The following is a 26,369-nucleotide window of genomic DNA, read 5'->3' as shown; positions in this document are numbered from 1 at the left end:
TCGATATAATTAAATATAGAATTACTGAAGGAGGTGTAAGATGTATAAGTATTTACATATTTTAAATGACATAGAAAATATGATTCAAAATGGAGAAATAAGAGAAGGAAAGAAATTACCGTCTATACGGTCACTCGTTACGCAATACGAATGTAATAAGGCAACAGTTATACGTGCTCTTCATGAATTAGAAAAGCGTCACATTATATATTCTGTCCCTCAAAGTGGATACTACGTTGTTAAAAAATCAGAGAGTACTATAGAAAATAACGAGATAATTGATTTTGCCTCCTCAGCACCAGATCCAGATGTTTTTCCGTATTTAGATTTTCAACATTGTATTAATAAGGCTATTGATACGTATAAAAATGATTTATTTGTATACGGAACACCGAAAGGGTTACCATCTTTAATTCCAGTCATTCAAAAACAGTTGGCAAATTATCAAGTGTTCACGAAAGAAGACAATATTTTTATAACGTCAGGTGTGCAGCAGGCACTTGCAATATTAACTTCTATACCATTTCCGAATGGAAATGAAACGGTATTAATTGAACAACCAACATATCATCTATATATTGATTATCTAGAAATAAATAAAGTTCCTGTAATCGGTATTAAACGTACGAATGAAGGTATCGATTTGAATGAATTGGAGCAAATATTTCAAACTGGAAAAATAAAATTCTTCTATACGATACCGAGATATCATCATCCGCTTGGAACGTCTTATTCTAAAGATGAGAAAGAAAAAATCACACTATTGGCTAAGAAATACAATGTATTTATAGTGGAAGATGATTATTTAGCAGATTTAGAAACTGATTCAAAAGCAGATCCGTTATATAGCTTGGATAATTGTAGTCATGTCATATATTTGAAAAGTTATTCGAAGATTATTTTTCCAGGTTTACGGGTTGGAGTTGCGGTCATCCCACCATCCATTGCAAATGCTTTCTATACATACAAAAAAATACTAGATATTGATAGTCCGATGATTTCTCAAGCGGCTTTAGAAATTTATATAAAGAGTGGTATGTTTGAACGTCATAAAAACAAAATTAAATCTTCCTATAATGATAGATCTAAAAAACTAGCAGAAGTATTAGAAAGAATGTATAGTGAAAACCCGCATTTATTCACACATAAAAAGCAAAATACAATTGGAATCCATACTTGTTTAGAAGTACATAAAACAAGTATTTCGGACATGTTGATACAAAGACTAAGTGAAATGCAAATCAGTATTGATACGATTGATAAGAATTATGTGAGAGGTTTTCCGAAACAAAGACTATTAAAGTTGAACGTATCGAATGTAAAGGAAGATAGGATTGAAGAAGGAATTCGTAAAGTAATGGAGGAAATCAAACAAGCTGAACGTCTAAATTTTCAATTTAAAAAAGAATAATGCAAATAAGGAGGGTTGTTGTGAGTCGAAAAATAGTAGCTTTTTTTGTAGTGCAATAATAATTGGAGAATGGTAGTTGTTAAATATTATATGGAAGACTTACCTTGGGTTTTAAGTATCTATTCATTAGATTTAAAAAGTGATTCATTAAAATTTGTAAGTAAAGAGTCTATTTCCTTTGAAGAAGGTAAAAAAACAGATAATGATTGGTAATTTTATGATGTATTTAATGGTAATTTATTGAATTTTTGATTAATTAAATGACTTCATGGTTAGTAATCATATTAGAGCTTTGAGATGTATTTCTTATCTAGATTAAGATTTAATTTTGTTTCCTATAAACAAAATTAAATCTTTTTTATGACAAATTTTTAATAGGAGTTTCAAAAGATATTTATAGACTCTTCTTGAAAATTGTAAAATATTTTACTTTTTTTGGAAGGGATAAACTATATAATAACTGAAGAACAGCTTACAATAGGACGAGGACAAAATTTGCTGAGGTGGCTAAAAACTTAGGGATTGCTACAAGTACTGAGCGTAAATATTGCAATACCTTGAAGAAAGGTGAGTATCCTTTTGAATCCGATAGCAATAACTTTTGAATTTTTTTATAACAACTATACAATGAGGACAATATAATTTAGAGTTAATACAAAGGAAAGGTTGGAGTAACATAGAAAGCTTTTATGAAAGAACTTCAAGGGATAAACAAATGATTACGGTGAATAAGAAAAAGAAAGGGATCGATTGTGAAAATGAAAATTTAGAGGTTATTGGTCGATTGAATGTTAGGTTAAATAGAATAGGATATATATGTGTTAGAAATTAATAATTTCAATTAGTTAATAATATTAATAACTTCTTATAAAAATACTTATTTTTGAAGTGTATCAAAAATTTTTTATATTAAATTTAGGTGATTTGTCTAGACATAGAAAAAGCCTACCGAATATATAGGTAAATATAACATGTAAATTTAAATAAAGAGAGGTTGGGTGGCTATGTATTATCAAAATACTTCTGAATATGGTTATGTAGAGGATTTTCGTCAACAACAATTTCAAAATTTAGTGGGTCAATTATTTACTATTCCACAACCTGTTACATTACCTAATGGGCAAACTCTTCAGGCTGGTACACGTGTTTTTATTCATAGAGTTACTTTTACTCAAACCGGTCAAGAAATGGTTACAATAGTGTTTCCTTCTGGAATTGGTGGTAATGCAGTAGTTGGGGTTACGCAAGTTTCAGGTTCTCAACTTTCAGGTGCACCTGTTCAGTTTTTGCTCCCACAAGGCCAAGGTTTTCAAGGACAGTGGCAAAGAGGATATAGTTATTAAAAAAGTTAAAAAGTGTTTAAGGGTAGTTGGGAATGTGGTGAGTAGTTCAATTTCATACAAAATAGTAAAAACCAAACAAATATTGTAGTTAAATATTGGTTTGGTTTTTTATAAATTTATATCGAGAGATGTAATCTAATGTACTTATCTATATTGCTTTATATAAATAAATTTTCCAAGCGGATGTCTTTGATATAAATATTTTCTCGATGGATAAATTGTTTTTCACTGCATTTTCAATAGGGACAGCAGAAAATATGTAACGACAACCCATTTTTTTGAAATGATCTATATTTAGCTCTACATTTTTTAAACGTTTTTTCGAATTTTTCTTAAACATATAGTGTTTTCCAAGTTCATCGGTGAAAATATAACAACGGACACCCCATTCGTCAAAATACGTACGAATCGTTTTATTTTTCGGAATTCATATTTGTAAGATAGAGGATAAAAATTGTTGTATGTGTCAAGTGTATAGAACCCATTGTACTGAGCGATAGCTGGATGTAAACCAATATTAGCGATACGGTACTGTTCCACAGATAAACCTATATACTCTTTTATCTCCTTAAATTGTTTTTCTGCAAAAAATTCCTTTACTGAAGGTTTATTTTGATAAACAATTTCTTCATTTGAATAATAAACAAAATGACCAGATACTTATCGCATTGGCCACTTATGTTTCGACACTAATATGATAACAGAGCGCGGAGTAACATGTACGGGGATTTTTTTAATAGGTACAATGGCTTGGGTAAACAGAGAATGGTTTTTGCTCTTTCATTATGTACAAATAGTATATTATCTTTCTCAATGTACATATTAAGTAAAGTGTTTAATATCATACATAAAAGGGGGGATAACATGGATGAAAATAAGAAAAATAAAGAATTGATTAAATTTAAGAAACAATGGTTTAATGAAGATAATCAACCAGTAGCTGGTATAGAGTTAACTTTACCGCCGGATATAGGCAGCGTGTTAGACTCCAAATCAGTTGATGATGAAAGTGGAAAAAGTAATAATGAATAAGTTTAATCTATACGCATCCATTCGGGTGCTTTTTATTTTTTTGAAAATAGAAGATAGATCATCAAATCCTTATTGAAAAAAGATTGAGCTAAATAGATCTATTTTTAGTATATGTAAGTTTTGATTTTCATAAAAAAGTTTAATTAAAATTCATTTAGAATGATAAAGGGTTAATAAAAAGAGCGGCTTTTACACCAATCTTTATATTAGATATATGCTTATTATTATGCTATATTCAATAGAGCCAAGATGAATAAGGTAAGTGGTATGAATAGAAGAAAAAACTATATAGCAACAACACCATATAACAACAACACAAAAAACTTGCCTTTAATTTAATACTAAAATGGATTGAAAATAAGGAGATAGAAACATAATGGAATTTTGGGAATCAAGCTTTGCTGAGAAAAAAACGATGTGGGGATTTGAACCTACAGAATCTGCAATTTTGACAAAAGATTTTTTTCTTGAAAAGAACGTTAAAGACATATTAATTCCGGGTATTGGATATGGAAGAAATGCAAAGGTTTTTATCGATAATGGTATAAATGTAACAGGTATTGAAATTTCAAAAACAGCCATTGATTTAGCAAAGCAAAATGGACTAGAAGATGTTAGTATGTATCACGGTTCAGTAAATGAGATGCCTTTTAATAACAAACTGTATGATGGGATATTTAGTCATGCACTTCTTCATTTGTTGAATGAACAGGAAAGAGAGAAATTTATTGAAGATTGTTATAATCAGTTAAAACCAGGCGGATATATGGTTTTTACAACTGTTTCTCAAAAAGCCCCAATGTACGGAAAAGGAAAACAGCTGGAGCAAGACTATTATGAAATAATGGAAGGCGTAAAAATGTTCTTCTATGATTCTGAATCTATAAAACGAGATTTTAATCAATATGGATTAGTACAAGTTTCGGAAATTGATGAACCAAATAAGAACGTGGTAAATAAACCTTCAATCAATTTTTTTACGATAAAATGTAAGAGAGAACTATAATTAAAAGTTATTAAGAATGATTAAAGATGTTTATATATTGATTATGCACAAATAAAAAGGACAAGCATATAATAGAAGTACCTATTAACTTTAAGTAACCTTAACTTTCTTTAATAGGGTATCTCAAAATCCCCAAAAGAGCACTTGCGGAAACAAGTGCTCTTTTATTTTTTGTTTCATAAATATTTATAGTTGCAAATTTCGTGCAATAAAAATAAATCTGAGAGAAATAATCATATCTTTATTATACGATTATTTCTGAACTACAAACGATATAGCATTTGTTTTTAATTGAATGTGTCTTTCATTTCGAACAATATCATAAGCTAATTCTTTTATTTCAACTTTTAGTTCTTTCCATTCTTTATAAATGCTTTTTAAAGTACTTATCATTTCTTCGGTTGAAAGATTAATTTCAATTAAAGCTTCTAATTCCTCATTCGTTATTGAATCAATTTCTTGTATGTTAGAGTTAATAATTAAACAATTAATACCGCCGTTTTTTGTACCTCTTTTCATAGAGTGGAGTACATTTTTAAAATCTTCTTCTGATCTGACATGTTCTAAACTTGATACTGCAACGATATAATCATAAGCGTTAGAGTCAATATGATAGTTTTCAATTGCTGCTTCTTCTGTTTTTATAACCTCGAATACATCATGTTCTTTGCTATAAATTTGTAGCTTTGTTAAAGCGGAATTAAGTAAATCAACACATGTAACGGTGCCGCTAGTATTTTTTATTTTTTTTGCAATTGGAATGCTATTTCTCCCAACGCCAGAGCCAAGGTCAAGTACTTGCAAGTTGTTTTGTCCGTCAAAGTGGTTCATCAAGTCCATAACCGTTTTAACTGGTTTGAAAAGCCAAGAGCCAGCTTCAAACAGTTTATATTGTTCATAGCAAAGGTCGTGATATTTCTTTTCTTCTTGTCTTATGTAATCGATACGGTTCACATTGTTTCAGCTCCAATATTTTTATTGCAAAATGAATAGGTGGGACAGCCTTTAACATTTGTTTGAATTCGAAAAATACCACCAGCATGTGGATACTCTTTTAATTCGTTATCACTCATTCTTGTTCTGGCTGTTGTAACATATAAATCTGTTAAATTAGGCCCACCAAATGTACATGATGTTACATATAACGCGGGAATTGGAATGCTTAATATTTGTTCTCCAGTAGAGGGATTCCATCTAGTTATTTTTGAACCTCCCCAATGTGCAATCCATAAACAACCTTCTTCGTCAATTGTCATACCATCAGGTAGACCATCATTTTCAGAGAAATTGATTACATCACTTGGATTATGAATGTCTCCAGTACGTATATTATATTGATAGCGAACCACTTTTTTAGTAGGTGTATCTATAAAGTAAAAGTATGTATGATCAGGTGACCAAGCAATTCCATTTGATGTATTTACATGTGAAACTTTTTTCTCTACACTTAAATTATGATGTAAACAATACAAGGAACCTGCAGCATTCATACCGTATGTATCTGTAGAACCTGCCCAGAAACGACCAGCTGGATCACATTTTCCATCATTGAAACGATTTTCTATTAAATGTGGTTCAGGGTCAAAAATATGTGTCAGTTTTTCTGTATTTACATTAATAGAATAAAAGCCGTTTTCCATAGCTAAGAGTAGTACATCCTCTAAATATGGAACAACACAGCCAATTTGTTGATTGAGAACAATTACTCGGTTCGTATTAGCGGTAGGATTATATATGCATAATTTTCTCTCCATAATATCAACCCAATATAAAAGTTGCTTTTTTCCATTCCAACATGGTCCTTCAGCTAAACTTGCTTTAGCATCTAAAACTAATTCTATATTACTGAACAAGATGTTCACCTCGCGTTATAAGATATTAATATAATTCGATAAGAATAGAGGTAAACCTTTTAGTCAAAGGATATTAAAATTTATACTGTAGAAAAATGACCTTCTCAAGTGATTAAAAAAGTGTATAAACAAGGAGAGGAAAATGCATATGATGTTTTATGAGATTGTTTGCTTTTCTTGTAAGAATATATTTCGTGTTTACGAAGGCAGTGAAAAATATAAGCGATTTAAAGAGAAACCAAAAGGGGCATATTGTTGTGATGAGTGTAGCCACAAAATTCAATTAGAAGCGATAAAGAATTTTTTTAGATAATTTTACGATTTCGATTCGGAAAAGTTTGACAATAAAAGTGTTATAAATTATCATATTAAAAAACTAATATTTAAGGCATAGAAGAGAAGAGTAGTTAAGAAAGAATACGTACAGAGAGCTCTGGTAGCTGAGAAAGAGCGGTATACATCTTAATGAAAAAAGACTTGGAGCTGCGCAAGGAACTAATTTATTTAGGGATGGTGCGACGGGTTCTCCCGTTATAGAGATAGGGTATAAGCATATTTTGCCGTACCTGAAGAGGTTAATATGGTGACATATTAACAAACTGAGGTGGTACCGCGAAGCTAACAACTCTCGTCCTCAAGATGAATAATCTTGGGGGTGGGAGTTTTTTTGTTGCATAAAACTGGAAATGAGAAACAAAAAATAATTGAGGTGAGTAATATATGCATTGGGCGTATGAAGTAGCACATGAATTAATTAGGAAACATCCAAATAAAGAAATGTTTGTTTGTGCATCTGGAATTAGTCCGTCAGGTTCTGTTCATATTGGGAACTTTCGTGAAATCGTAACGACTTATTTCGTAGTAAGAGCACTTCAAGATTTAGGGAAAAAGACTCGTTTTATATTTTCGTGGGATGATTATGATAGGTTTAGAAAAGTTCCAAAAAATATTGATCCATCTTTTGCAAAGTATATTGGTATGCCATACTGTGATATTCCAGATCCGTATGGATGTCATAACTCGTATGCGGAGCATTTTGAAAAAGAGTTTGAAAAATCGCTTCAAGCATTTGGAATTGAAGTAGAATTTATTTATCAACATGATGAATATAGAAGCGGAAGGTATAACGAAAATATTTTAGAGGCTTTGTATAAACGAAAAGAAATATATGATATTTTAATGGATTTTAAAACTGGAGAGTGTAGTGAAGAAGAGCGAAACGATTTTTATCCAACTACATTATATTGTGAGAGGTGTGGAAAAGATACAACAACTATTACACATTTTGATGAAGTATTAAAAACAGTCCGGTATGAATGTGAATGCGGAAATGAAAAAGAGTTATCCGTATTAAATACAAATAAAATGAAACTAAACTGGAAAATCGATTGGCCGATGAGATGGATGATAGAGGATGTTATTTTTGAACCGGGTGGAAGAGATCATTCATCAGAAACAGGTAGTTATAATGTATCAAAAGAAATTGCAAGGAAAATATTCAATCGAGAAGCGCCTCATTACGTTTCTTACGATTTTATTGGTATTAAAGGGAATCATGAAAAAATGTCTAGTTCTTTAGGGAATAGTATTACACCAAGCAATTTATTGAAAGTGTATATACCAGAAGTAATTCTCTTTATGTTTGCAAAATACAAACCAGGCGCTGCTTTTCATATTGGGTTGGATGAAGATGTGATTCGTAATTATACAGAGTATGAGCGATTGAAAGATAGTTATGAAAATAAAACGCTCAAAAATGAAGATTTATTTGATGCAATTAAAATCTCTAAAGTTGATAGTGAGTTTAAAGAATATCCGAAATTTAATCAAGTAGCAGGAACGTTACCATTATTAAATTTTGATTCAACTATTTTACAGGAGATATTAAAGAAAATAGATAGGAGCTATGCATTAGATGAAATGAGAGCGATAAGTAATCGCGCAGAGTATTGGATAAGAAACTTTCAATCTGAAAAATTAATCGCGGTAAATGAGGAGAAAAATGCAGAGTTTTACTACACATTAGATGAAAGGCAGAAAGAATGGCTAGTAGAAGTTCGTAAAATACTTCGTTCTAATAAAGATTACTCTAACTTAATGGAGCAATTATATGCGATTTGTCATCATGAAAATAAAAAAATAATGAAAGAAAATCAAAAACAATTATTCACTATTATATATAAGCTCATTATGAATCAATCAAATGGTCCTCGTATACCATTATTAATACATGTAGTAGGCATAGAAAATTTCATCACACTATTAGATTTCTAAAACACAGTTAAAAGCAACGCAAGTACCAAAATTTCTAAGTACTTGCGTTGCAAATTTTACTATCGTGAATACATTTTCGGACATTCATCACCACTTGGTTCATAAAAACAATGGCTTTTAAACTGTCCTACAAATGGCTGATTATACCATTCAGGCGGACAAGCTCCAACTGGACGGAAATACCAAAGAGCCCATCGTGCAGGCCAGCGCCATTGACCTTGTAAAACTTTTCGTGCGATTTCTTTTTCTGATTCACGAGCGCGTTGATAAAAATATCCATATTGTACTGCTTCAAATCCGCCGGGGCTTTGATATACAGCGTCTCGTACGGTACGGAGTTGTTTAAAATCTAAGCAATCACAAAATACACGGTTTACTACAACGCATCCAACTAACTCCTCACCTTGGCGACCTTCGCCTTCAGCTTCAGCACGAATTAATCGAGCTAGTAAATCAACATCACTTTCGTTGTATGGAATAAGGGGCATAGTGATACCACCTTTCTGTTATAGTAAAGAGTGTATGTTATAAAACAATCTGCGTGCTTTTTTACATAAAAATAACATTTAATTTTAAGAGGAGCTTGTATAAAAAGAACTAATTAGTAATAGTAGATAAATATAAAAGGGAGAGGTATTATGTATCGAATTCATAAAGACCATATTATTTACGCGATGTCATCAGAGAATAAACCATGTATGGTGTAGTTTTGAAATAAAGTTGCGATGCTGTATCTCTTTAATCAAAGAATTGTAAATATATGATCAAACTTTTTTATAAAACATAAACCTGCTGGATAAGAAACCATTTGGATTAAACTTTTTTCAAAATGGTTTCTTTTTATTCAACATAGAATACGGTTTAACACAATATTTTTAATCAAACTTTATTTTAAAGCCACACATTGCTTTTTCTTATGGTGAATTTGTTTCTTAGTTATTTCCTGCATTTTATATCATTCACCAATCATGTAATGTTAAGGGAGATGACAAAAGAAAGGAAGGATGTACAAATGAGTATAGTAAAAAACGGAACATTGCAAGTAATTGGAGCAAGCATCTATTATGAGGTGCGTGGCTCGGGTCCAATTCTTCTTTTGATTCATGGTGGGGGTGGTGATGCCGACAAGTTCCATAATATTGCCGACCATCTTGCTAAATGGTATACCGTTGTTACTTACGATCGTCGTGGTCATTCCCGTAGCAATCTCGTCAATAAAACTGAGGATTACCATGTGCAAACACATAGTGAAGACGCTCACCGGCTGCTAGCCAATTTGACCAATGAACCGGCTTATATATTCGGAAGTAGTTCTGGTGCTGTCATCGGACTTGATTTGTGTATACGCCATCCTGGGCAGGTACAGTTACTAATCCCACACGAACCGGTTTTATTACAACTTTTACCTGAAAATGAGTTGAAGCAGGCTATAAATTTCATGGAAGACCTTAAAGGGAATCATAAAAGTGAGGTCATGAAGTTATTGTCAAATATCGATGATAGCAATTCCGGACTATCGAAGGATATGCTAACAAAGCGACTACTCGGCAATTCGATTTATTTCACTGAGTATGAAATCCCGGGAATTCTCAGCTATACTTTAAACATCGATGCATTAAAGCGCTCATTAAAACCTGCATCGATACAGGTACGTCCAGCCGGTGGAAGTATTTCACGAGAATTTTTTCCTTACCATTGCGCATTCAACTTGGCAGAACACCTCGGAACAGAATTCGCAGAGTTTCCAGGAAACCATGTGGGCTATAACACAGTGCATCATAAAGAGTTTGCTGAGAGGTTACACGAAATTCTTGAGAATTAATCCGGAAACGTATCAATCGGTAGTGTATGAGCACACCAAAGAGTTATAAGACACTTCGTAATTTAGGGTTTTGTCTTTATGTCTAAATTATAATACGATGCATGTTGTTCAAGAAAAGGGCGCGTTTGTTGAAGAATAAAGATAGAAAATGACCAAACTTTTTATAGTATAGAAACTTAAATTTGTTAGATAAGAATTCATTTTGATCAATCTTTTTTCAAAATGAATTCTTCTTGTTTACCATAAATTACGAGTCTGTGAGGTATGTTTAATCAAAGTTTATTTCAAAGCAACATATGGAAGTAGAAATTGGGAGTCGTCTTATATTTGGAACATATGATTGCTTTGAGAATCAAATTGACTCTGAAGATGTTGCGTTTCAAGAATTTGATTGAAACCGAATTAATCCGACGACTGGACCTGTATATATCAGTGGTGCAGAACCTGGTGACATATTAGCTGTAACGATTGAAAAGATAAAAATTGCAGAGCAAGGTGTTTTAACTACAGGGGTGAACCTTGGCGTAATGGGTGAAGATCTACATGAAAATACAATAAAAATCGTCTTAATACATAATGAACATGTTTTGTTTTCAAATGAACTACAAATTCTGATTAATCAAATAATTGGTGTAATTGGTACTGCACCGAAAGAAGAGAGCATTTCATGTGCCACACATCAGCTGCCGGTGATTTAAAAGTTTGTCAAGTTGTGGATCCACTTAAAACGGCACGAATGGAACTAAGTATGGATTATGTGGAGAAGCTAGGTTTTAATTGCAGTAACTTTCATATTAAGTAAGAATAATAGAAGAAGGATACTTTTGTATAAAAGCATCCTTTTTTTAATTTACGGATTTTGTGAAAAGAGGTAGTATTTATTTTATATAAGTATATTTGAGATTGTGGATTAAAAAGGAGTTCAATAATGGTCAAAATTATGATTGTAGAAGACGATATGAAAATTGCAGAACTATTATCAACATATGTTGCGAAATATGGTTATCAAGGAGTTATTGTATCGGACTTTCAAAATGTATTAGACATTTTTTTAGATGAACAACCAGAGTTAGTTTTATTAGATATTAATTTACCGAGTTTTGATGGTTACTTTTGGTGTCGTCAAATTCGTAGTGTTTCTACATGTCCGATACTATTCATTTCGGCTCGTGAAGGTACGATGGATCAAGTTATGGCGTTAGAAAACGGTGGCGATGATTTTATTCCGAAGCCTTTTCATTATGAAGTTGTAGTGGCGAAAATTCGTAGTCATTTAAGACGTGCATATGGAGATTATGCACCGAAACTAGAAGAGCGAATGATTGAGCAACAAGGCCTTTGTTTATATCCTGAAAGACTTGTATTGAAACTTAGAAACGAAGAGATTGATATAACGAGAAACGAAGCTATTTTATTAGAGACATTAATGAAAAATTATCCGCGTGTTGTGAGTAGGGAAGTGTTGTTAAATAAATTATGGGATAGCGAATCTTATGTTGATGATAATACATTAAGTGTAAATACAACACGTGTGCGTAAAAAGTTACAAACGTTACATATAGAAGGTGCGATTGAAACGATTCGTAGTGTTGGATATAGATTGCATATTACTTGGGATACTGGTATAGAAAAATGATAAGGTTGTTTATACGTGATCATATACCACTTATTTGCTTTACTATAATTCAACTACTAGCTATATTTCTCGTATATTGGTTTGATGGACATAATCATATTACAACGGCGTTATATGCAATGTTTCTAGGTGTTTTCTTTATGGGAAGTTATTTAGTGTTTCGTTATTTTACACATCGTTCTTTTTATGAGCGCTTAGCAAACCCGATGCAATCTTTGGATGAATCTGTTCAAAAATCTGATTTTGCAGCTGTATCGGCTGCTCTTCAAGAACTACTTGAGGTGCAATATCGACATTATCAAAATCAGCTGCAAATGCAAGAGAGAAAAAATAATGACCATTTAACCTTTATGAATCAGTGGATTCATCAAATGAAAACACCTTTATCTGTAATAGAATTAATTACACAGGATGAAGTAGATTCACGTTTTGAAAGTATAAATGAGGAAACTGATCGATTAAAAAAGGGATTAGAAATGGCTCTGTATGTCGCACGTTTAGAAGCATTTACACAAGATTTTTATGTAGAAAGAGTACAACTACATAAAATAGTGAATGATTCGGTACATGAGCATAAACGTTTCTTTATCCGGAATTTTGTATATCCAGAGCTTGAAATTGATAAGGACATTACTGTAGAAAGTGATGCGAAATGGTTACAATTTTTAATCGGACAAATACTATCGAATGCGATTAAATATTCATCAGGTAGTAGAGAGAAAATTAAAGTGAAAGCTTGTAAGGAAGGTAATAATGTTATACTTGAAATTGCTGATAATGGTGTAGGTATACCGAAGCAAGATTTACCAAGAGTATTCAAACCTTTCTTTACAGGAGAAAACGGTAGAGATTTTAAAGAATCAACTGGAATGGGGCTATATCTCGTATATGAAATTACGAAGCAATTAGGACATAGTGTAGAAATCTATTCAGAAGTTGGTAAAGGTACCGTTGTACGTATTATATTTTTTAATGTGTAAAATGACTCAGGCTAAAGAACTTTTGAAATAAGTTTTTTAGCCTTACTTTATATGGATTAAATGAAATGATATACAAGACTGGTAGGATTCTAATAAAAGGTCGTGTAAGTATGTGTAATGACACAATAATAAATAAGGCTGTTAAATGAGAGGGATTTAATAATTTATTAATATATAAATAGTTTATTGTAAGAAAAAAGCTCGCCCTTTAAAAGAGCTAGCTTTATGAATTTTAATTAAGTAAACAAACTTAATAATTTATATCCAATTAATCCCAAAATAGTGATAGGAATCATCATTAAGAAAGAAGAAATTCGATGAGCATTAGAGCGTTCTAATACAAGAATCAAGATAATCCCGACTATGACTTCGGTATATCCAACAGGTAACATGTGACTATAGTCTTCAAAATTTAAAAGAATGTGAAGTCCATCTGTTACAAAAACTCCACTAATAAGTGAGCTTCCGAATTTATGAAGTGGATTTGTAGTATCTTTCCATAGAAAACCTGCAATTCCAAAGATAGTTCCTCCTATACATGCACATACAATCCATACAGATATAAAATAAATAGAGTGAGCTATATTTTTAATAACTATTGCATAACCATAGTAGCCTAATACCATTCCGAATAGTGCAAGGATACCAGAAAGTATAGCTGTACGCTTAGAATAACTAAAGCTAGCCACAAAAAAGGATGGAACTAACCAAACGCTTCCTAGATTAGCTAATGAATTCCAATGTCCAGGAAGTATACTTTGCCCCAATTTAGTTAGTATACCAACAATTATCCCTACTATAATCGGGATGAGAAAAATCATTAAAAACATATTTAACTTTGTGATTTTTAATGTCCTGTCCATAAAATCAATCCTTACATTAATATTTTCTGTAAAAATATAATAGCTTATTACAAGGGGATAATCAATAAAAAATTATCGATAAACAATAATTTATTGTTGGGTAATGAATAATATTTTGTTGTTATACAAAATTTATCCCGCTTTAATGGGCAGTAAGACCCCCACCTCAAAATTCAGCGAAAGCAAAGAAATTAGGTGGGGGTCGGGCTGCCCATAAAAGTCCGATTGGTTCAACTAATAATCAGTGGGGATGAAGAAAACCCCCACTGATTAAAGTTTCACTTTATATAAGAGAGAGTGCTTAGAAGTTTACTATTGGGGAAATCTAAAGGACGTAGTACAATCAATGTAATTTGTGCTTGTTCAACATGAAGCTAAGAAATGATAAATAAGCCTAAAAGAAAGCAATCTTTTTAACAGCACAAATAATTGCATTTACTCATACAGTACTAGTATGGTACAATATGGTTATTAATGACGGAAAGGAATGATGGGTGGACGATGATTAACTAATCTTATTTTTAAATGTTGAAATTCAATAAATTTCAATTTCTAAAAAATAGGATTAGTCTGCCCAATTCCAAACAACGGTATTGCTATTTATATTGCGCAATAGCTTATTTGGGTATAAATAATGTAATGACTAATCCTGCCAAATTTATTTGGGAGGATTTTTTTATTCTCCCTTAATGAAAGGGATCGATATTTATGAAAGAACTATTAAAATTAAATGATGTTTATGTTGAAATAAAAGAAAATATGTTGTTAGAGAAAATGAATGTGACAGTAAAACAAGGGGATGTTATCGGATTAATCGGTAAAAATGGTGCTGGTAAATCAACGTTACTTCAATTAATAAATGGGAAGATTGAACCTTCAAAAGGTACTGTTGAATGGATGCAAATGAATATGACAACAGCATATGTTGAGCAAGAAATAGAATCTTTTATTAGTAATGATGTAATTGCAAAAGAAGCAGAACTTCTTGCGAAATGGGGCGTGCCAACGAACGATTTTCATACTTTAAGTGGTGGTGAAAAGCTGAAAATTCGATTAGCAAAAGGATTTGCTGAAAATCCTAATGTCTTAATATTAGACGAACCGACAAATCATTTAGATGAGATCAGTACGGGATTTCTCATTAAACAAATAAAAAACATGAAAGGTACAGTTATCGTTGTATCGCATGATCGATATTTTTTAGATGTTGTCGCAACAAAAATATGGTCAATTGAGGACAAAAAATTAATTGAGCATAGTGGTAATTATACGAGCTACATGAAAGCACGTGAGCAAAAAAGAAAGTCGCAGCAGCGTGAATATGAAAAGCAGCAAAAAAAGATAGAACAAGTAGAAACACATATAAAAGAATTGAGTTCATGGTCACAAAAGGCACACGCGCAGTCTACAAAACAAGAAGGTGTGAAAGAATTCTATCGTGTAAAAGCGAAGCGAATGGATGCACAAGTGAAGTCAAAACGAAAACGACTTGAAAAAGAGCTGGAGAAAGCGAAAGTAGAACGTGTGAAAGAAGAGTATTCAGTTGAGTTTTCTATTCAAGCGAACAAAAAAGTAGGAAAACGTTTTTTAGAAGTGAAGCAATTAAAAAAAGACTTTCATGGGAAAGTATTATTTGAAAACGTTAATTTTACAATTCAGCACGGTGAGAAAGTTGCGATTGTTGGACCAAACGGTAGTGGGAAAACAACATTACTGAAGATGATTATGGGAACGGAAACTGCTGAAGGAGAAATATGGATTTCACCATCTGCGAACATCGGCTATTTAACACAAGAAGTTTTTGATTTACCGCTTGATAAAACACCAGAAAATTTATTTTTTAAAGAGACGTTTGAAGAAAGAGGAAAAGTCCAAAATTTAATGAAACATTTAGGGTTCCAAGCTGCTCAATGGAAAGAGCCGATTGAGCATATGAGTATGGGAGAAAGAGTAAAATGTAAGCTAATGGCTTATATTTTAGATGAAAAAGATGTACTCATTTTAGACGAACCGACGAATCACTTGGATCTACCTTCACGTGAACAACTTGAAAATACATTAGCTGAGTATAACGGAACATTAGTAATTGTATCTCACGATCGATATTTTCTGGAGAAAACAACTAACACAAAACTCGTGTTTTCAAACAATACGATACAAAAGCAGCTAGAAGAACCTACGAAAACAAGAGATGATATTGAAGAGCTACGTTTAACGCTAGAAACAGAGAGACAAGAAGTATTAGGGAAATTAAGCTTTTTAACTTCTAAAGACAAAGAATATAAAGCACTGGATGAACGGTTTATGGAACTTACGAAGCAGATTAAGGAGCTTTAATGTAAGTAAGGGGAATTAACATGGATGAAGAGAGATTCACTAAGTTATTTAAAATAGATTGTGGAGAAATATATCTACAAGAGTTTACAGTCGAAGATGCAGAGAGTATTTATAACATATCCAATCAACCAGAAATAGAAAAGTTTTTACCGGACTGGAAATCGACGAAAGAACAAAGGGTTAATTGGGTTGTAAATTATGAAATACCAGAAAATAAAGCGTTTCTTCATGCAGTGAGAACTACGACTAACATAGATGATCACATATTAAGACTAGGAATATTTAAGAAAACCACAAATGAATTTATTGGATGGTGCTGCACAGGTATGAAAGAAGAACTCCCTTCACCAAACTGAGAGAGAATGTATGCTATCTCAAATGAATATCAAAATCATGGCTATGCTACAAAAGCGACTAAAGGTTTAAGTGACTTTTTGTTTAAAGAAACAAATTTAAATGTCCTTAACGCAATTGCTTTAATTAACAATGTAGCATCAAATAAAGTTATTGAAAAATGCGGGTTTATTTATAAGAGCCAACAGAGGATAGAAAATCAAATATATAATCATTATATATTGAGAAAATCTGAGTGGATAAAAATATAACGTTGGGTAGTAAAAGACCGATAGCAATCGGTCTTTTACTCATTTATATAATAAAGATTTATTATACATTATATTTCCTACTACTATACAATTATTATAAGATAGTTATGCGTTAATTTTAGTTTGAAAATAGTTTTATTATCAGTTTTTTCAGAAATCTTACAAGCGTGTAAGATAAATGAAAGACGAATCAATATGAGCTGTAAGACAATTCATTTACACTCTGTTATGAGACGTGCAAATGAAGGGAGAATATACATGGAAATTTTACATGCAAAAAGTATTAGTAAAGTATATAAAGGGAAAGTACCTTATAAAGCATTAGTTGATATTGATTTATCAATTCAAGAAGGTGAATTTGTAGGGATTATGGGGCCATCTGGTAGTGGAAAAACAACGTTATTAAATATGGTATCTACTATTGATTCCCCATCATCGGGAGAAATTTTAATAAATGGTACAAATCCTTTCCAATTATCATCAGAAGATTTAGCGTTATTCCGCAGAAAACAATTAGGATTTGTTTTTCAATCATTTAATCTTCTTAGCACACTTACTGTAAAAGAAAACATCGTATTGCCGATGACTTTAGATGGTATTTCCGTGCAAGAAATGAACAAGCGATTGGAAGAGATTGCAGAGAAGTTAAATATTACAGATATCTTGAATAAAAGAACGTTTGAAATATCAGGAGGACAAGCTCAAAGAACAGCAATCGCTCGTGCAATCGTTCATAAACCGCAATTATTACTTGCAGATGAACCGACAGGGAATTTGGATTCTAAATCCTCAAATGATGTAATGGAGATGCTTGATACTCTTAATAAAGAAGAAAAAGCAACGATGATGTTAGTTACACATGATCCGTATGCAGCGAGTTTTTGCAGTAGAGTAGTATTTATTAAAGATGGTCAACTATATAACGAAATTTATTGTGGTGAAAGCAGACAAGCATTTTATCAAAAGATTATGGATGTTCTTTCTTTGTTAGGAGGGAAAAGGCATGACTTTTCGTCAGTTCGCATTTAATAATATTTTTCGTAATAAGCGTACATATGCTGCCCATTTTTTAAGTAGTACATTTTCTATTATGGTTTTCTTTATGTATGCTCTTTTATTATTTCATCCTGATTTACAAGGGGAATTAAAATCAACAAGTGCAACAATGAGTGCATATGGTACGATGGGATTTACAATTTCGCAAGGTTTGATTTTTGTATTTTCATTTTTCTTTATTTTATATTCAGTTAGTTCGTTTTTAAAAACTCGTAAGAAAGAATTTGGCATATTAATGATGCAAGGTATGTCAATGAGACAGTTTAAGAAATTATTATTAATTGAAAATATGTTGATTGGACTTGGTTCAATTTGTATAGGGATTTTCATTGGACTCATATTTTCTAAACTAGTTTTATTGATAAGCGCAAGTGTATTAATGATTAATAATGGTTTGCCTTTTTATACACCAGTGAAGGCTGTATTATTAACAGTTATCACTTTTCTTTTCTTATTTTTCATTGTTTCACTATTTACATTTAAAATGGTAAAAATAACGGAACTTGTGGAACTTATTCGAGCAGAGGAAAAACCAAAACCTGAACCGAAATCTTCAATTTTATTATCACTGCTTTCTTTAATTAGTATAGGATATGGATATTTCTCAGTATTTCGCTTTATTTCAAGTTCCAGTTTTACTACACTTGGAATGGGTGTCTTACTAGTAATTATAGGAACGTACTTTTTATATACACAGTGTAGCGTTTATATATTACATCTTGCTAAAAGGAGAGAATCTTTCTTTTTAAAAAGAACAAATATATTAACGTTTTCTGAATTAATTTACCGTATGAAAGATAATGCAACGATGTTTTTTATTGTATCTATTATTTCAGCAGTTGCATTTACAGCTATTGGTACAACAGCTGCTATTGGTAATAGAAATTTAGTGTGGATGACAAACCCATATACATTTCTGTATGAAAGCTCTGAAAACAACAAATTGGTAGATAAACATCTCTCTATTATAAAAAAACATCTCTTGGATGCAAATATTCCGTATCGAATGGCCTCATCTTCAAGTAAATTTACAGAAAGTAACGTAAATGTATTGAAATTAAGTGAATATAACGAACTTACGAGAGCACTCGGGTACCAACATGAAACGATTGAAAAAGAAGATGAAATTTTACTAATCCCTGGGAGGGTGTCACAAAAGCAAGAATTTAAAAATGGTGACTATAAAAAAAATATTGAAGTCATTCAAGGAGATTGGACAAAGACATTTCGTGTGAAGAAAACTGTAGAGAATTTAGTTTTACCACATGATTCTAGTAGTATTTATATTGCTGTTCAAGATCATGTGTATGATGAAATTCCTCTGACGAGTAATCCAGAGGATGAAGATATTCAACATCGTACTTACGGATTTGTTGTAGATGATTGGATAAGAACGAAAGAGATTTCAAATCAATTAAAGAGTATATTCGATAAAGATCTTAGGGACAGTGATTTCTACTTTGAAGCTTTAACATTAAACTTGTTGGAGGCAAAGCAAAAGAATGGTTTATTACTTATGGCAAGTGTTTTAGTCGGAATCGTTTTCTTTACATTTGCTGCTAGTTTTATTTATTTCCGATTATACACTGATTTGGACCGTGATCAACAACAATATAAAATGATTTCGAAAATGGGATTAAGTAAACAAGAGTTAAAAAAAGTTGTAACGAGACAGTTATTATTAATGTTCTTCTTACCGATTGCTGTTGCGGTGATTCATACTGTAGTAGCGTATACGGCACTGCAACAATTAGTTAGTTTTTCTATTTTAAATAGCTCGATTTTTATTTTAATTTCATTTATATGTATACAAGTTTTATATTTCTTTATTACTCGTTGGCGTTACCTACAAAAGCTTTATAAGACTATGGAGCAATAAAGGATATCAACTAATAAAATTACAGAAAAGCATGTAAAAAATGATATGAATTATGAAAGGAACCGTGATGAAAAGAACTTTAACTATTTTTATGTTAACTATAATACTTTTAATAAGCTTTAGTTCATGCTCTAAAAAGGATAACTCATTTCCTGCAAACGGTGTATTAATTATTGGAGATGAAAATAATATTTCACCAATTATTAATCGTTATCAGGAAATTACGAAAGAAAATGAAGTGTTTTCTGTGAAAAAAGGTGAAGTTGGAAATGGACATGTATTAATTTTAAATGAATCTACAGCACTAGCACTGATTAAAGAAAAAATTTTTCATAAACGAGGTAATGGCTCCAATTATATTTTAGATACGTTACCAAAATTCCCAAAAGAAGGATCGCTATTGTTTACAAATGAAGACGAAAAGACTATGAAAAGTATTAAAATAGAAGGAAACGAGATTCCTGTTACATACGATAGTGACACTTGGATAGGAAACACTCGTAAATTTCCAACGCAATCGTATGTGATTGTAGCAAAAAATAGCGTATATAAGGAAATAAAAGCAAATGAAACGAAAATGCACCTTCTTCAATTAAAGAAATCTCTAGGTGATGAAAGACCTAAAATGTCGACAGATAATACAATGGTTAATGAAAATGTCAAAGTAAAAAAGCTAATTAAAGGTTTGGAAGGAGAAGTAGCTTTTCAGTTTGTAACGATTGGCGAAAAACCTTAAAAAAGAGTTCGGAGTTGATAAAAATTTCATCAGCTTCGAACTCTTTTTAGTTTATAGACAAATCAATTATTATACTTTACATTACTTCATTTAATCGAGTCTCACTCGTTTCTTCAATCGCATTTGAATTTTGAACTGAATTATTTTGTGCTTCTTTTTCTTTACGAGCCTTTTGTAGCATTTCAAGGATGATCCATAAAGGAACACCTTTATCTTTTAGCATCTTCCATAAATCTAATTCATTAAATTTATGCTCAGGCTGTTTCATTTCTTTTTCAGATAAACGAATATCAAACTTGATAGGATCATTTATTTTCTTACTTTCAAGTTTAGTAGAAGAGATAGTATTATGCTCAAGATTAGATGGAGTTATTTTAGTAGGTTGAGACAATGTATGAATATTTGATCCGATTTGCATGATTTTTCCTCCTTTTCAAGCAATGAGATTAGTTTTCTTATGGTTTTTAAATCTTTTTAACATGAGGCAACTATATCTAATTATAAATCTAAATAAATAGATTTACAAGTTATATTGTAAAAAGTAAATATTTACTTGAATTAATATTTATCAACATTTGTATATGTTTTCTATATATACAAAGTATATAAAATACTTTACATTATGTTTAAGTTGTTAAATTATTCTGTTAATTCTTTAAAAAGAAAAGTGTAAACGTTTTATTAGGGGGGAGAAAGTATGGGGAAGTTATTTTTAAAAATATGTTTTTTTGCATTAGTGACCGTATGTTCATTCGCAGCGAAAATATCATACGCTGAAGAGAGGCAACAAAATAATTATCCTATCATATTAGTGAATGGATTTGCTGGATGGGGTAGAGAAGAAATGCTTGGCGTAAAATATTGGGGTGGTGTTCATGATATACAGGAAGATTTGAAACGAAATGGTTATACGGTACATACCGCAGCTGTTGGACCTGTTTCTAGTAACTGGGATCGTGCATGTGAATTGTATGCACAAATTAGCGGTGGGACAGTAGACTATGGTGCAGTCCATGCTGAGAAACATGGACATAATCGTTTTGGCAGAACTTATAGTGGTTTTGCGCCGAATTGGAGTGAAACAAATAAAGTTCATTTAGTTGGACATAGCATGGGTGGACAAACGATTAGAACATTAGTACAGCTATTAAAAGAAGGTAGTTTTGAAGAAAAGAATTATGTGAAAAATCACCCAGACACCAAAATATCACCACTATTTGAAGGCGGAAAATCATATGTTCATAGTGTTACAACATTAGCAACCCCTCACAACGGTACAACACTTGCGGATGGTAGTCTTCTACTGCCGTTCGTTAAAGATTTACTCATTACAGCTGCAAGCTTTGGGGGAAACAATAATTTATCATTATATGATTTTAAATTGGATCAATGGGGTATAAAGAAGAATGCTGGAGAGTCCTTTTTCCAATATAGTAATCGTATTCTAAATAGTTCACTTTGGAAAAATACAAAAGATATAAGTCAATGGGATTTAAGTACAGATGGTGCAAAGGAGTTAAATAATTGGGTAAAGACGCAACCAGATGTGTATTATTTATCCTATAGTGGACATGCATCACAAGCAGCACCTATAACAGGTTTACATTTGCCTCATATAACGATGAATAAAGTGTTAATGGGAAATGCATTTTTCTTAGGTTCTTATGCGAGATATGAAGAAAATCGTCCGCTAGTTGATACTTCTTGGTGGCAAAATGATGGTGTAGTAAATACAAATTCTATGATTGCACCATCTTCTAATGTTACTGTAAATAATAATGAGTCATTACAGATTGGAAAATGGAATCATATCGAAACGAAAGCGAATTGGGACCATCTCGACATGGTAGGGTTAAGTGTTTCAGACTCGTTAGGTTTTTCTAGCATTCAAGAGTTTTATAGAACAATTGCTGAAATGCTATCACGTTTACCGAAATAGGTAATAATAAAGCGCTCTCGATGGAATTCGAGAGCGCTTTATATTATATTGAAAGAGGGATTTGGCAGAAAAATATGGGGGGATATTATGAAAATTCAAGTTGTATTATCAGGATACGGAACAGTAGGTAGAGAGTTTATAAAATTATTAAATGAAAAATATTCATATATATATGAAACATATGGGATTCAATTAGTTGTAAGCGGCGTATTAGGGAGAAATATCGCAATACATAATGAAGACGGCTTATCACTTCATCATTTATTAATGTATGGTGGCGGTACCGCTGCAATTGAAAAATATTTAGAGTATCATCCGAAGGAACGTGCAACAACTAGCATAAGTGGTACTGTATTGGTAGAATCAACAGTTACAAATCTTAAAGATGGAAATCCAGGGAAACAATATATGAAACAAGCGATTGAAAAACAGATGGATATAGTAGCAATTTCTAAAGGTGCGCTCGTTACAAATTGGAGAGAAATAAATGAAGCAGCAAAAGGCGCAAATATACGAATTCGATATAGCGGTGCAACAGCCGCTGCACTACCGACACTAGATATCGGACAATTTAGTTTAGCCGGTTGCAGTATTGAAAAAATAGAAGGAATATTAAATGGAACAACTAATTATATTCTTACGAAAATGTATGAGGAAGATATGACATTTGAAGAAGCACTGAAAGAAGCACAAAATAAAGGAATTGCTGAGACAAACCCTATATTAGATATAAGTGGTTCAGATAGTGCGTGTAAATTGTTACTTTTGACAAACAGCTTAATGGAAACAGAGAAAACACTTACTGATATACATATAAAAGGAATCGAGCACGTTACAAAACAGCAAATTCGAAATGCTAAGGAACAACATAAAATTATTAAATTAATAGCATCATCATATAAGGATGAGGGAGGCAATGTGAATTTAAATGTTGAACCGTGCCAAATAGAAAAAGATCATCCATTAGCAAAAGTAAATGGAACCGAAAAGGGAATTACGTTCTTTACAGATACGATGGGACAAGTTACTACAATTGGTGGGGCTTCTAATCCAAGAGGCGCTGCAGCTGCAGCTTTAAAAGATGTAATAAACTTATATCGAAAAGATTTGTAAGACCGTACCGCCCTTTATAAAAAATACATATGCCGTGGACCTTTTGAGAATGAAATAAATATGCAAAAATGATTGCAGGGGGTAAGAAATTGTTTAAGGATTTTAAAGTTGTTAAAGAACGTCCCGTTTATATTCAATTGAAAGATTATTTGAAGAAAATGATTATGAAAGGGCATTTGCTCGGGGATCAAAAAATCCCATCAACAAGGGAACTAAGTGAATTACTAAGTGTGAGTAGAAACACTGTACTCGCTGCTTATGCAGATTTAGAGCAAGAAGGACTCATTTATGCAGTTAAAGGAAAAGGGAACTTTGTTGCGAAGGTGGATATATCTAACAATTCGTCTGTTGAAATAGATTGGAAAAATAAACTTAATACAGTGACCGCATTAGCGGATGAATTAGATTTAATGAAACATGGTGTTCGTTGGGAAAAGGGAATGATTGTTTTTAATAGTATAGCCCCGGATGAGAAGCTATTTGATGTTGAAAATTTCAAAAGAGCTTTTCTTACTCGTATGTCCATTGAAGGGGACATCGTATTGAACTACGGATATGCAAAGGGATATAGACCGTTAATGAATTATTTACTTCATTACATGGAGATGAAAGGTGTAGACATTTCGAATAAAGATATCCTAATTACAAATGGATTTACAGAAGGATTGGATATTGTACTCTCTTCTTTATCAAAAAAATCCGGTCGTGTCATTTGTGAGAATCCAACTCACCATGCTGCACTTAAGCTTTTCCGTTTACATGGACTTGAAGTTCATGGGATTGATATGCATGAGGATGGTATTGATACGAATGCAGTTGAAAAAAGTTTGCGTGAAAAAGATTTTGATTTTGCTTATTTAATTCCTTCTTATCATAATCCAACCGGTATTGTTACGAGTTCAGAGAAAAGAACGGAATTGATGAGGTTATTCTCAAAATACAACGTTCCTATTATAGAGGACGGATTTAATGAAGAATTACGTTATTCAGGTTCACATTTAGCTCCATTATTAACTTTTGCGGGAGCTGGCAATAATGTGATTTATATTAGTAGCTTTTCAAAGGTACTTTTCCCTGGTTTACGTGTAGGCTGGATTATTGCAGATAAAGAGCTGATTCATTATTTAGAAAGCGTAAAAAGAGCAAGAACGATTCACACATCTACGCTAGATCAAGCTGTTCTGTTTCAATATTTACATGAGGGATATTTTGAAAAATATTTAAAAAAGGCAAGATCTATTTATAAGAAAAAATATGAGTTAGCTGTCGGGGCATGTAACCAGTACATTCCTTTTAAAAGAATGACTGGAGATGGTGGGCTGCATTTATTTATAGAGCTAGAAGAGCATATGAATGCCCGCACACTTTTACAAAAGTGTTATGAGAAAGGCGTTACGTTTTCACCTGGAGATGTTTTTTACTCTGATGGAGAAGGAGCGAATACTTTCCGATTAGGGTTTTCACGCTTGAAAGAAGAAGAAATAGTTCGGGGAATTAAAATAATTGGTGATACATTAAAAAATGAAATTTGGAGTTGAGAAAATGAAAATCGGTGTTATTATGGGCGGGGTATCGTCTGAAAAACAAGTTTCAATTATGACGGGGAATGAAATGATTGCTCATTTAGATAAAAATAAATATGAAATAGTTCCAATTACATTAAATGAAAAAATGGATTTAATTGAAAAAGCGAAAGACATTGACTTTGCGTTGCTCGCATTACACGGAAAATACGGAGAAGATGGGACAGTTCAAGGAACACTGGAGAGTTTAGGGATTCCTTATAGCGGAAGTAATATGTTATCTAGCAGTATATGTATGGATAAAAATATTTCGAAAAAGATTTTACGTTATGAAGGTGTAGAAACACCAGATTGGATTGAACTTACAAAAATGGAGGATCTAAAGCTTGACCAGTTAGATAAGTTAGGATTTCCATTAGTAGTAAAACCAAACTCTGGCGGATCGAGTGTCGGAGTGAAAATCGTTTACAATAAAAATGAATTGATCTCAATGCTAGAAACTGTATTCGAATGGGATTCTGAAGTAGTAATTGAGAAGTATATAAAAGGTGATGAAATTACATGCTCAATTCTGGATGGAAAACAGTTACCTATAGTTTCAATTCGACATGCAGCCGAGTTCTTTGACTATAATGCAAAATATGATGATACTAGTACAGTTGAGGAAGTTATCGAACTTCCAGCAGAAATTAAGGAACGTGTAAATAAAGCGTCACTTGCTTGTTATAAAGCATTAAAGTGTAGTGTTTATGCAAGAGTTGATATGATGGTGAAGGACGGAATTCCATATGTAATGGAAATTAATACATTACCAGGGATGACACAATCAAGTTTATTGCCAAAAAGTGCAGAAGCAGCGGGGATTAGTTATAGCAAACTATTAGATATGATTATTGAAACATCATTAAAAGTTAGAAAAGAAGAAGGGTTTTAAGGGAATTATATAACGAATTTTTTTGAC

The 26,369-nt window shown here is 32.1% G+C and carries 23 protein-coding genes, 3 pseudogenes and 1 other annotated feature; of the genes and pseudogenes, 20 read left to right on the top strand and 6 right to left on the bottom strand.

Annotated elements, in window-relative coordinates:
• Nucleotides 1–40 precede the first annotated feature (40 nt).
• The 3 genes from ACTFO4_RS23385 to ACTFO4_RS23375 all read left to right on the top strand — a co-directional run bounded on the left by ACTFO4_RS23385 (nucleotide 41) and on the right by ACTFO4_RS23375 (nucleotide 2,754).
• Complete coding sequence (locus ACTFO4_RS23385) at nucleotides 41–1,411, top strand: aminotransferase-like domain-containing protein (protein ID WP_078421460.1); 1,371 nt, start codon at nucleotides 41–43, stop codon at nucleotides 1,409–1,411.
• Nucleotides 1,412–1,480: 69 nt separating this feature from the next.
• Nucleotides 1,481–1,624 (top strand): hypothetical protein, encoded by a 144-nt coding sequence (locus ACTFO4_RS23380; RefSeq protein ID WP_017673464.1) that lies wholly within the window; start codon nucleotides 1,481–1,483, stop codon nucleotides 1,622–1,624.
• Between the two features lie 791 nt (nucleotides 1,625–2,415).
• Nucleotides 2,416–2,754, top strand: coding sequence for a hypothetical protein (locus ACTFO4_RS23375; protein WP_002178112.1), 339 nt, complete (start codon nucleotides 2,416–2,418; stop codon nucleotides 2,752–2,754).
• Between the two features lie 148 nt (nucleotides 2,755–2,902).
• Here the strand turns inward: ACTFO4_RS23375 and ACTFO4_RS23370 are convergent.
• Nucleotides 2,903–3,393, bottom strand: a pseudogene (locus tag ACTFO4_RS23370) (DUF6044 family protein); the annotation flags it as partial.
• Nucleotides 3,394–3,618: 225 nt separating this feature from the next.
• Here ACTFO4_RS23370 and ACTFO4_RS23365 point away from each other — a divergent pair.
• Both ACTFO4_RS23365 and ACTFO4_RS23360 read left to right on the top strand, forming a co-directional pair.
• Nucleotides 3,619–3,786 carry a hypothetical protein gene (locus ACTFO4_RS23365; RefSeq protein ID WP_440013755.1) on the top strand — a complete coding sequence of 56 codons (168 nt, stop codon included), beginning with the start codon at nucleotides 3,619–3,621 and terminating at the stop codon, nucleotides 3,784–3,786.
• Nucleotides 3,787–4,162: 376 nt separating this feature from the next.
• Nucleotides 4,163–4,792: a class I SAM-dependent methyltransferase gene (locus tag ACTFO4_RS23360; protein ID WP_326235140.1), complete on the top strand. Its 630-nt coding sequence runs from the start codon at nucleotides 4,163–4,165 to the stop codon at nucleotides 4,790–4,792.
• 252 nt (nucleotides 4,793–5,044) lie between these two features.
• Here ACTFO4_RS23360 and ACTFO4_RS23355 read toward each other — a convergent pair whose 3' ends face one another.
• Nucleotides 5,045–5,746 (bottom strand): class I SAM-dependent methyltransferase, encoded by a 702-nt coding sequence (locus ACTFO4_RS23355; protein ID WP_001079454.1) that lies wholly within the window; start codon nucleotides 5,744–5,746, stop codon nucleotides 5,045–5,047.
• On the bottom strand, nucleotides 5,743–6,645 hold the full coding sequence (locus ACTFO4_RS23350) for an SMP-30/gluconolactonase/LRE family protein (protein ID WP_000492433.1): 903 nt from the start codon (nucleotides 6,643–6,645) through the stop codon (nucleotides 5,743–5,745). Before ACTFO4_RS23350 ends, ACTFO4_RS23355 begins: the two co-directional genes overlap by 4 nt.
• Nucleotides 6,646–6,787: 142 nt before the next feature.
• Here ACTFO4_RS23350 and ACTFO4_RS23345 point away from each other — a divergent pair, with 142 nt between their 5' ends.
• A complete protein-coding gene (locus ACTFO4_RS23345; protein WP_000551042.1) occupies nucleotides 6,788–6,958 on the top strand; it encodes a DUF2197 domain-containing protein in 171 nt (56 codons plus the stop codon).
• A 69-nt stretch (nucleotides 6,959–7,027) separates the two neighbouring features.
• Nucleotides 7,028–7,284, top strand: a binding site (T-box leader).
• Between the two features lie 81 nt (nucleotides 7,285–7,365).
• Nucleotides 7,366–8,919: a lysine--tRNA ligase gene (gene lysS, locus ACTFO4_RS23340; protein WP_440013756.1), complete on the top strand. Its 1,554-nt coding sequence runs from the start codon at nucleotides 7,366–7,368 to the stop codon at nucleotides 8,917–8,919.
• 59 nt (nucleotides 8,920–8,978) lie between these two features.
• On the opposite strand, the gene ACTFO4_RS23335 is transcribed toward lysS, so the two are convergent.
• The gene (locus ACTFO4_RS23335; protein ID WP_001128402.1) at nucleotides 8,979–9,407 is read right to left on the bottom strand and encodes a cell wall hydrolase; all 429 of its coding nucleotides are present in this window, start codon (nucleotides 9,405–9,407) and stop codon (nucleotides 8,979–8,981) included.
• A gap of 524 nt (nucleotides 9,408–9,931) precedes the next feature.
• On the opposite strand from ACTFO4_RS23335, the gene ACTFO4_RS23330 reads away from it, so the two are divergent.
• The 4 genes and pseudogenes from ACTFO4_RS23330 (at nucleotide 9,932) to ACTFO4_RS23315 (ending at nucleotide 13,357) form a co-directional block, all read left to right on the top strand.
• Nucleotides 9,932–10,741 (top strand): alpha/beta fold hydrolase, encoded by an 810-nt coding sequence (locus ACTFO4_RS23330; RefSeq protein WP_227900545.1) that lies wholly within the window; start codon nucleotides 9,932–9,934, stop codon nucleotides 10,739–10,741.
• A 296-nt stretch (nucleotides 10,742–11,037) separates the two neighbouring features.
• Nucleotides 11,038–11,543 (top strand): annotated as a pseudogene (locus ACTFO4_RS23325) (acetamidase/formamidase family protein).
• Between the two features lie 126 nt (nucleotides 11,544–11,669).
• A complete protein-coding gene (locus tag ACTFO4_RS23320; RefSeq protein ID WP_000239008.1) occupies nucleotides 11,670–12,377 on the top strand; it encodes a response regulator transcription factor in 708 nt (235 codons plus the stop codon).
• Complete coding sequence (locus tag ACTFO4_RS23315) at nucleotides 12,374–13,357, top strand: sensor histidine kinase (protein ID WP_002183605.1); 984 nt, start codon at nucleotides 12,374–12,376, stop codon at nucleotides 13,355–13,357. Before ACTFO4_RS23320 ends, ACTFO4_RS23315 begins: the two co-directional genes overlap by 4 nt.
• Nucleotides 13,358–13,593: 236 nt before the next feature.
• Here ACTFO4_RS23315 and ACTFO4_RS23310 read toward each other — a convergent pair whose 3' ends face one another.
• Nucleotides 13,594–14,220, bottom strand: a complete 627-nt coding sequence (locus tag ACTFO4_RS23310; protein WP_000376264.1) for a DUF6518 family protein — start codon at nucleotides 14,218–14,220, stop codon at nucleotides 13,594–13,596.
• A 708-nt stretch (nucleotides 14,221–14,928) separates the two neighbouring features.
• Between ACTFO4_RS23310 and abc-f the strand changes: the two genes are divergently transcribed.
• The 5 genes and pseudogenes from abc-f to ACTFO4_RS23285 all read left to right on the top strand — a co-directional run bounded on the left by abc-f (nucleotide 14,929) and on the right by ACTFO4_RS23285 (nucleotide 20,833).
• Entirely contained in the window at nucleotides 14,929–16,557 is a 1,629-nt protein-coding gene (gene abc-f / locus ACTFO4_RS23305; protein WP_440013759.1) for a ribosomal protection-like ABC-F family protein, read from the top strand.
• Between the two features lie 20 nt (nucleotides 16,558–16,577).
• Nucleotides 16,578–17,162: pseudogene (locus ACTFO4_RS23300) on the top strand (GNAT family N-acetyltransferase).
• A gap of 258 nt (nucleotides 17,163–17,420) precedes the next feature.
• The gene (locus ACTFO4_RS23295) at nucleotides 17,421–18,191 is read left to right on the top strand and encodes an ABC transporter ATP-binding protein (RefSeq protein WP_017673475.1); all 771 of its coding nucleotides are present in this window, start codon (nucleotides 17,421–17,423) and stop codon (nucleotides 18,189–18,191) included.
• On the top strand, nucleotides 18,166–20,097 hold the full coding sequence (locus ACTFO4_RS23290) for an ABC transporter permease (RefSeq protein WP_326235137.1): 1,932 nt from the start codon (nucleotides 18,166–18,168) through the stop codon (nucleotides 20,095–20,097). The genes ACTFO4_RS23295 and ACTFO4_RS23290 overlap by 26 nt, the downstream gene beginning before the upstream one ends.
• 67 nt (nucleotides 20,098–20,164) lie before the next feature.
• On the top strand, nucleotides 20,165–20,833 hold the full coding sequence (locus ACTFO4_RS23285) for a lipoprotein BA_5634 family protein (RefSeq protein ID WP_031312214.1): 669 nt from the start codon (nucleotides 20,165–20,167) through the stop codon (nucleotides 20,831–20,833).
• A gap of 76 nt (nucleotides 20,834–20,909) precedes the next feature.
• Here the strand turns inward: ACTFO4_RS23285 and ACTFO4_RS23280 are convergent, their stop codons facing one another.
• Nucleotides 20,910–21,251: a DUF3914 domain-containing protein gene (locus ACTFO4_RS23280; RefSeq protein WP_017673477.1), complete on the bottom strand. Its 342-nt coding sequence runs from the start codon at nucleotides 21,249–21,251 to the stop codon at nucleotides 20,910–20,912.
• A gap of 279 nt (nucleotides 21,252–21,530) precedes the next feature.
• Here ACTFO4_RS23280 and ACTFO4_RS23275 point away from each other — a divergent pair, with 279 nt between their 5' ends.
• From ACTFO4_RS23275 to ACTFO4_RS23260, 4 genes are all read left to right on the top strand, one after another.
• Nucleotides 21,531–22,772 carry a lipase-like domain-containing protein gene (locus tag ACTFO4_RS23275; RefSeq protein WP_326235136.1) on the top strand — a complete coding sequence of 414 codons (1,242 nt, stop codon included), beginning with the start codon at nucleotides 21,531–21,533 and terminating at the stop codon, nucleotides 22,770–22,772.
• Between the two features lie 87 nt (nucleotides 22,773–22,859).
• On the top strand, nucleotides 22,860–23,885 hold the full coding sequence (locus tag ACTFO4_RS23270) for a homoserine dehydrogenase (protein ID WP_017673479.1): 1,026 nt from the start codon (nucleotides 22,860–22,862) through the stop codon (nucleotides 23,883–23,885).
• A gap of 89 nt (nucleotides 23,886–23,974) precedes the next feature.
• On the top strand, nucleotides 23,975–25,423 hold the full coding sequence (pdxR, locus tag ACTFO4_RS23265) for a MocR-like pyridoxine biosynthesis transcription factor PdxR (RefSeq protein ID WP_440013763.1): 1,449 nt from the start codon (nucleotides 23,975–23,977) through the stop codon (nucleotides 25,421–25,423).
• A gap of 4 nt (nucleotides 25,424–25,427) precedes the next feature.
• Nucleotides 25,428–26,342: a D-alanine--D-alanine ligase gene (locus ACTFO4_RS23260; protein ID WP_031312216.1), complete on the top strand. Its 915-nt coding sequence runs from the start codon at nucleotides 25,428–25,430 to the stop codon at nucleotides 26,340–26,342.
• Nucleotides 26,343–26,369 lie beyond the last annotated feature (27 nt).

Source organism: Bacillus cereus group sp. MYBKT14-1, assembly GCF_051915185.1.
Lineage (GTDB): Bacteria > Bacillota > Bacilli > Bacillales > Bacillaceae_G > Bacillus_A > Bacillus_A cereus.
Note: the sequence above shows the minus strand (reverse complement) of the source record. Positions and strands in the feature narration are given on the sequence as shown.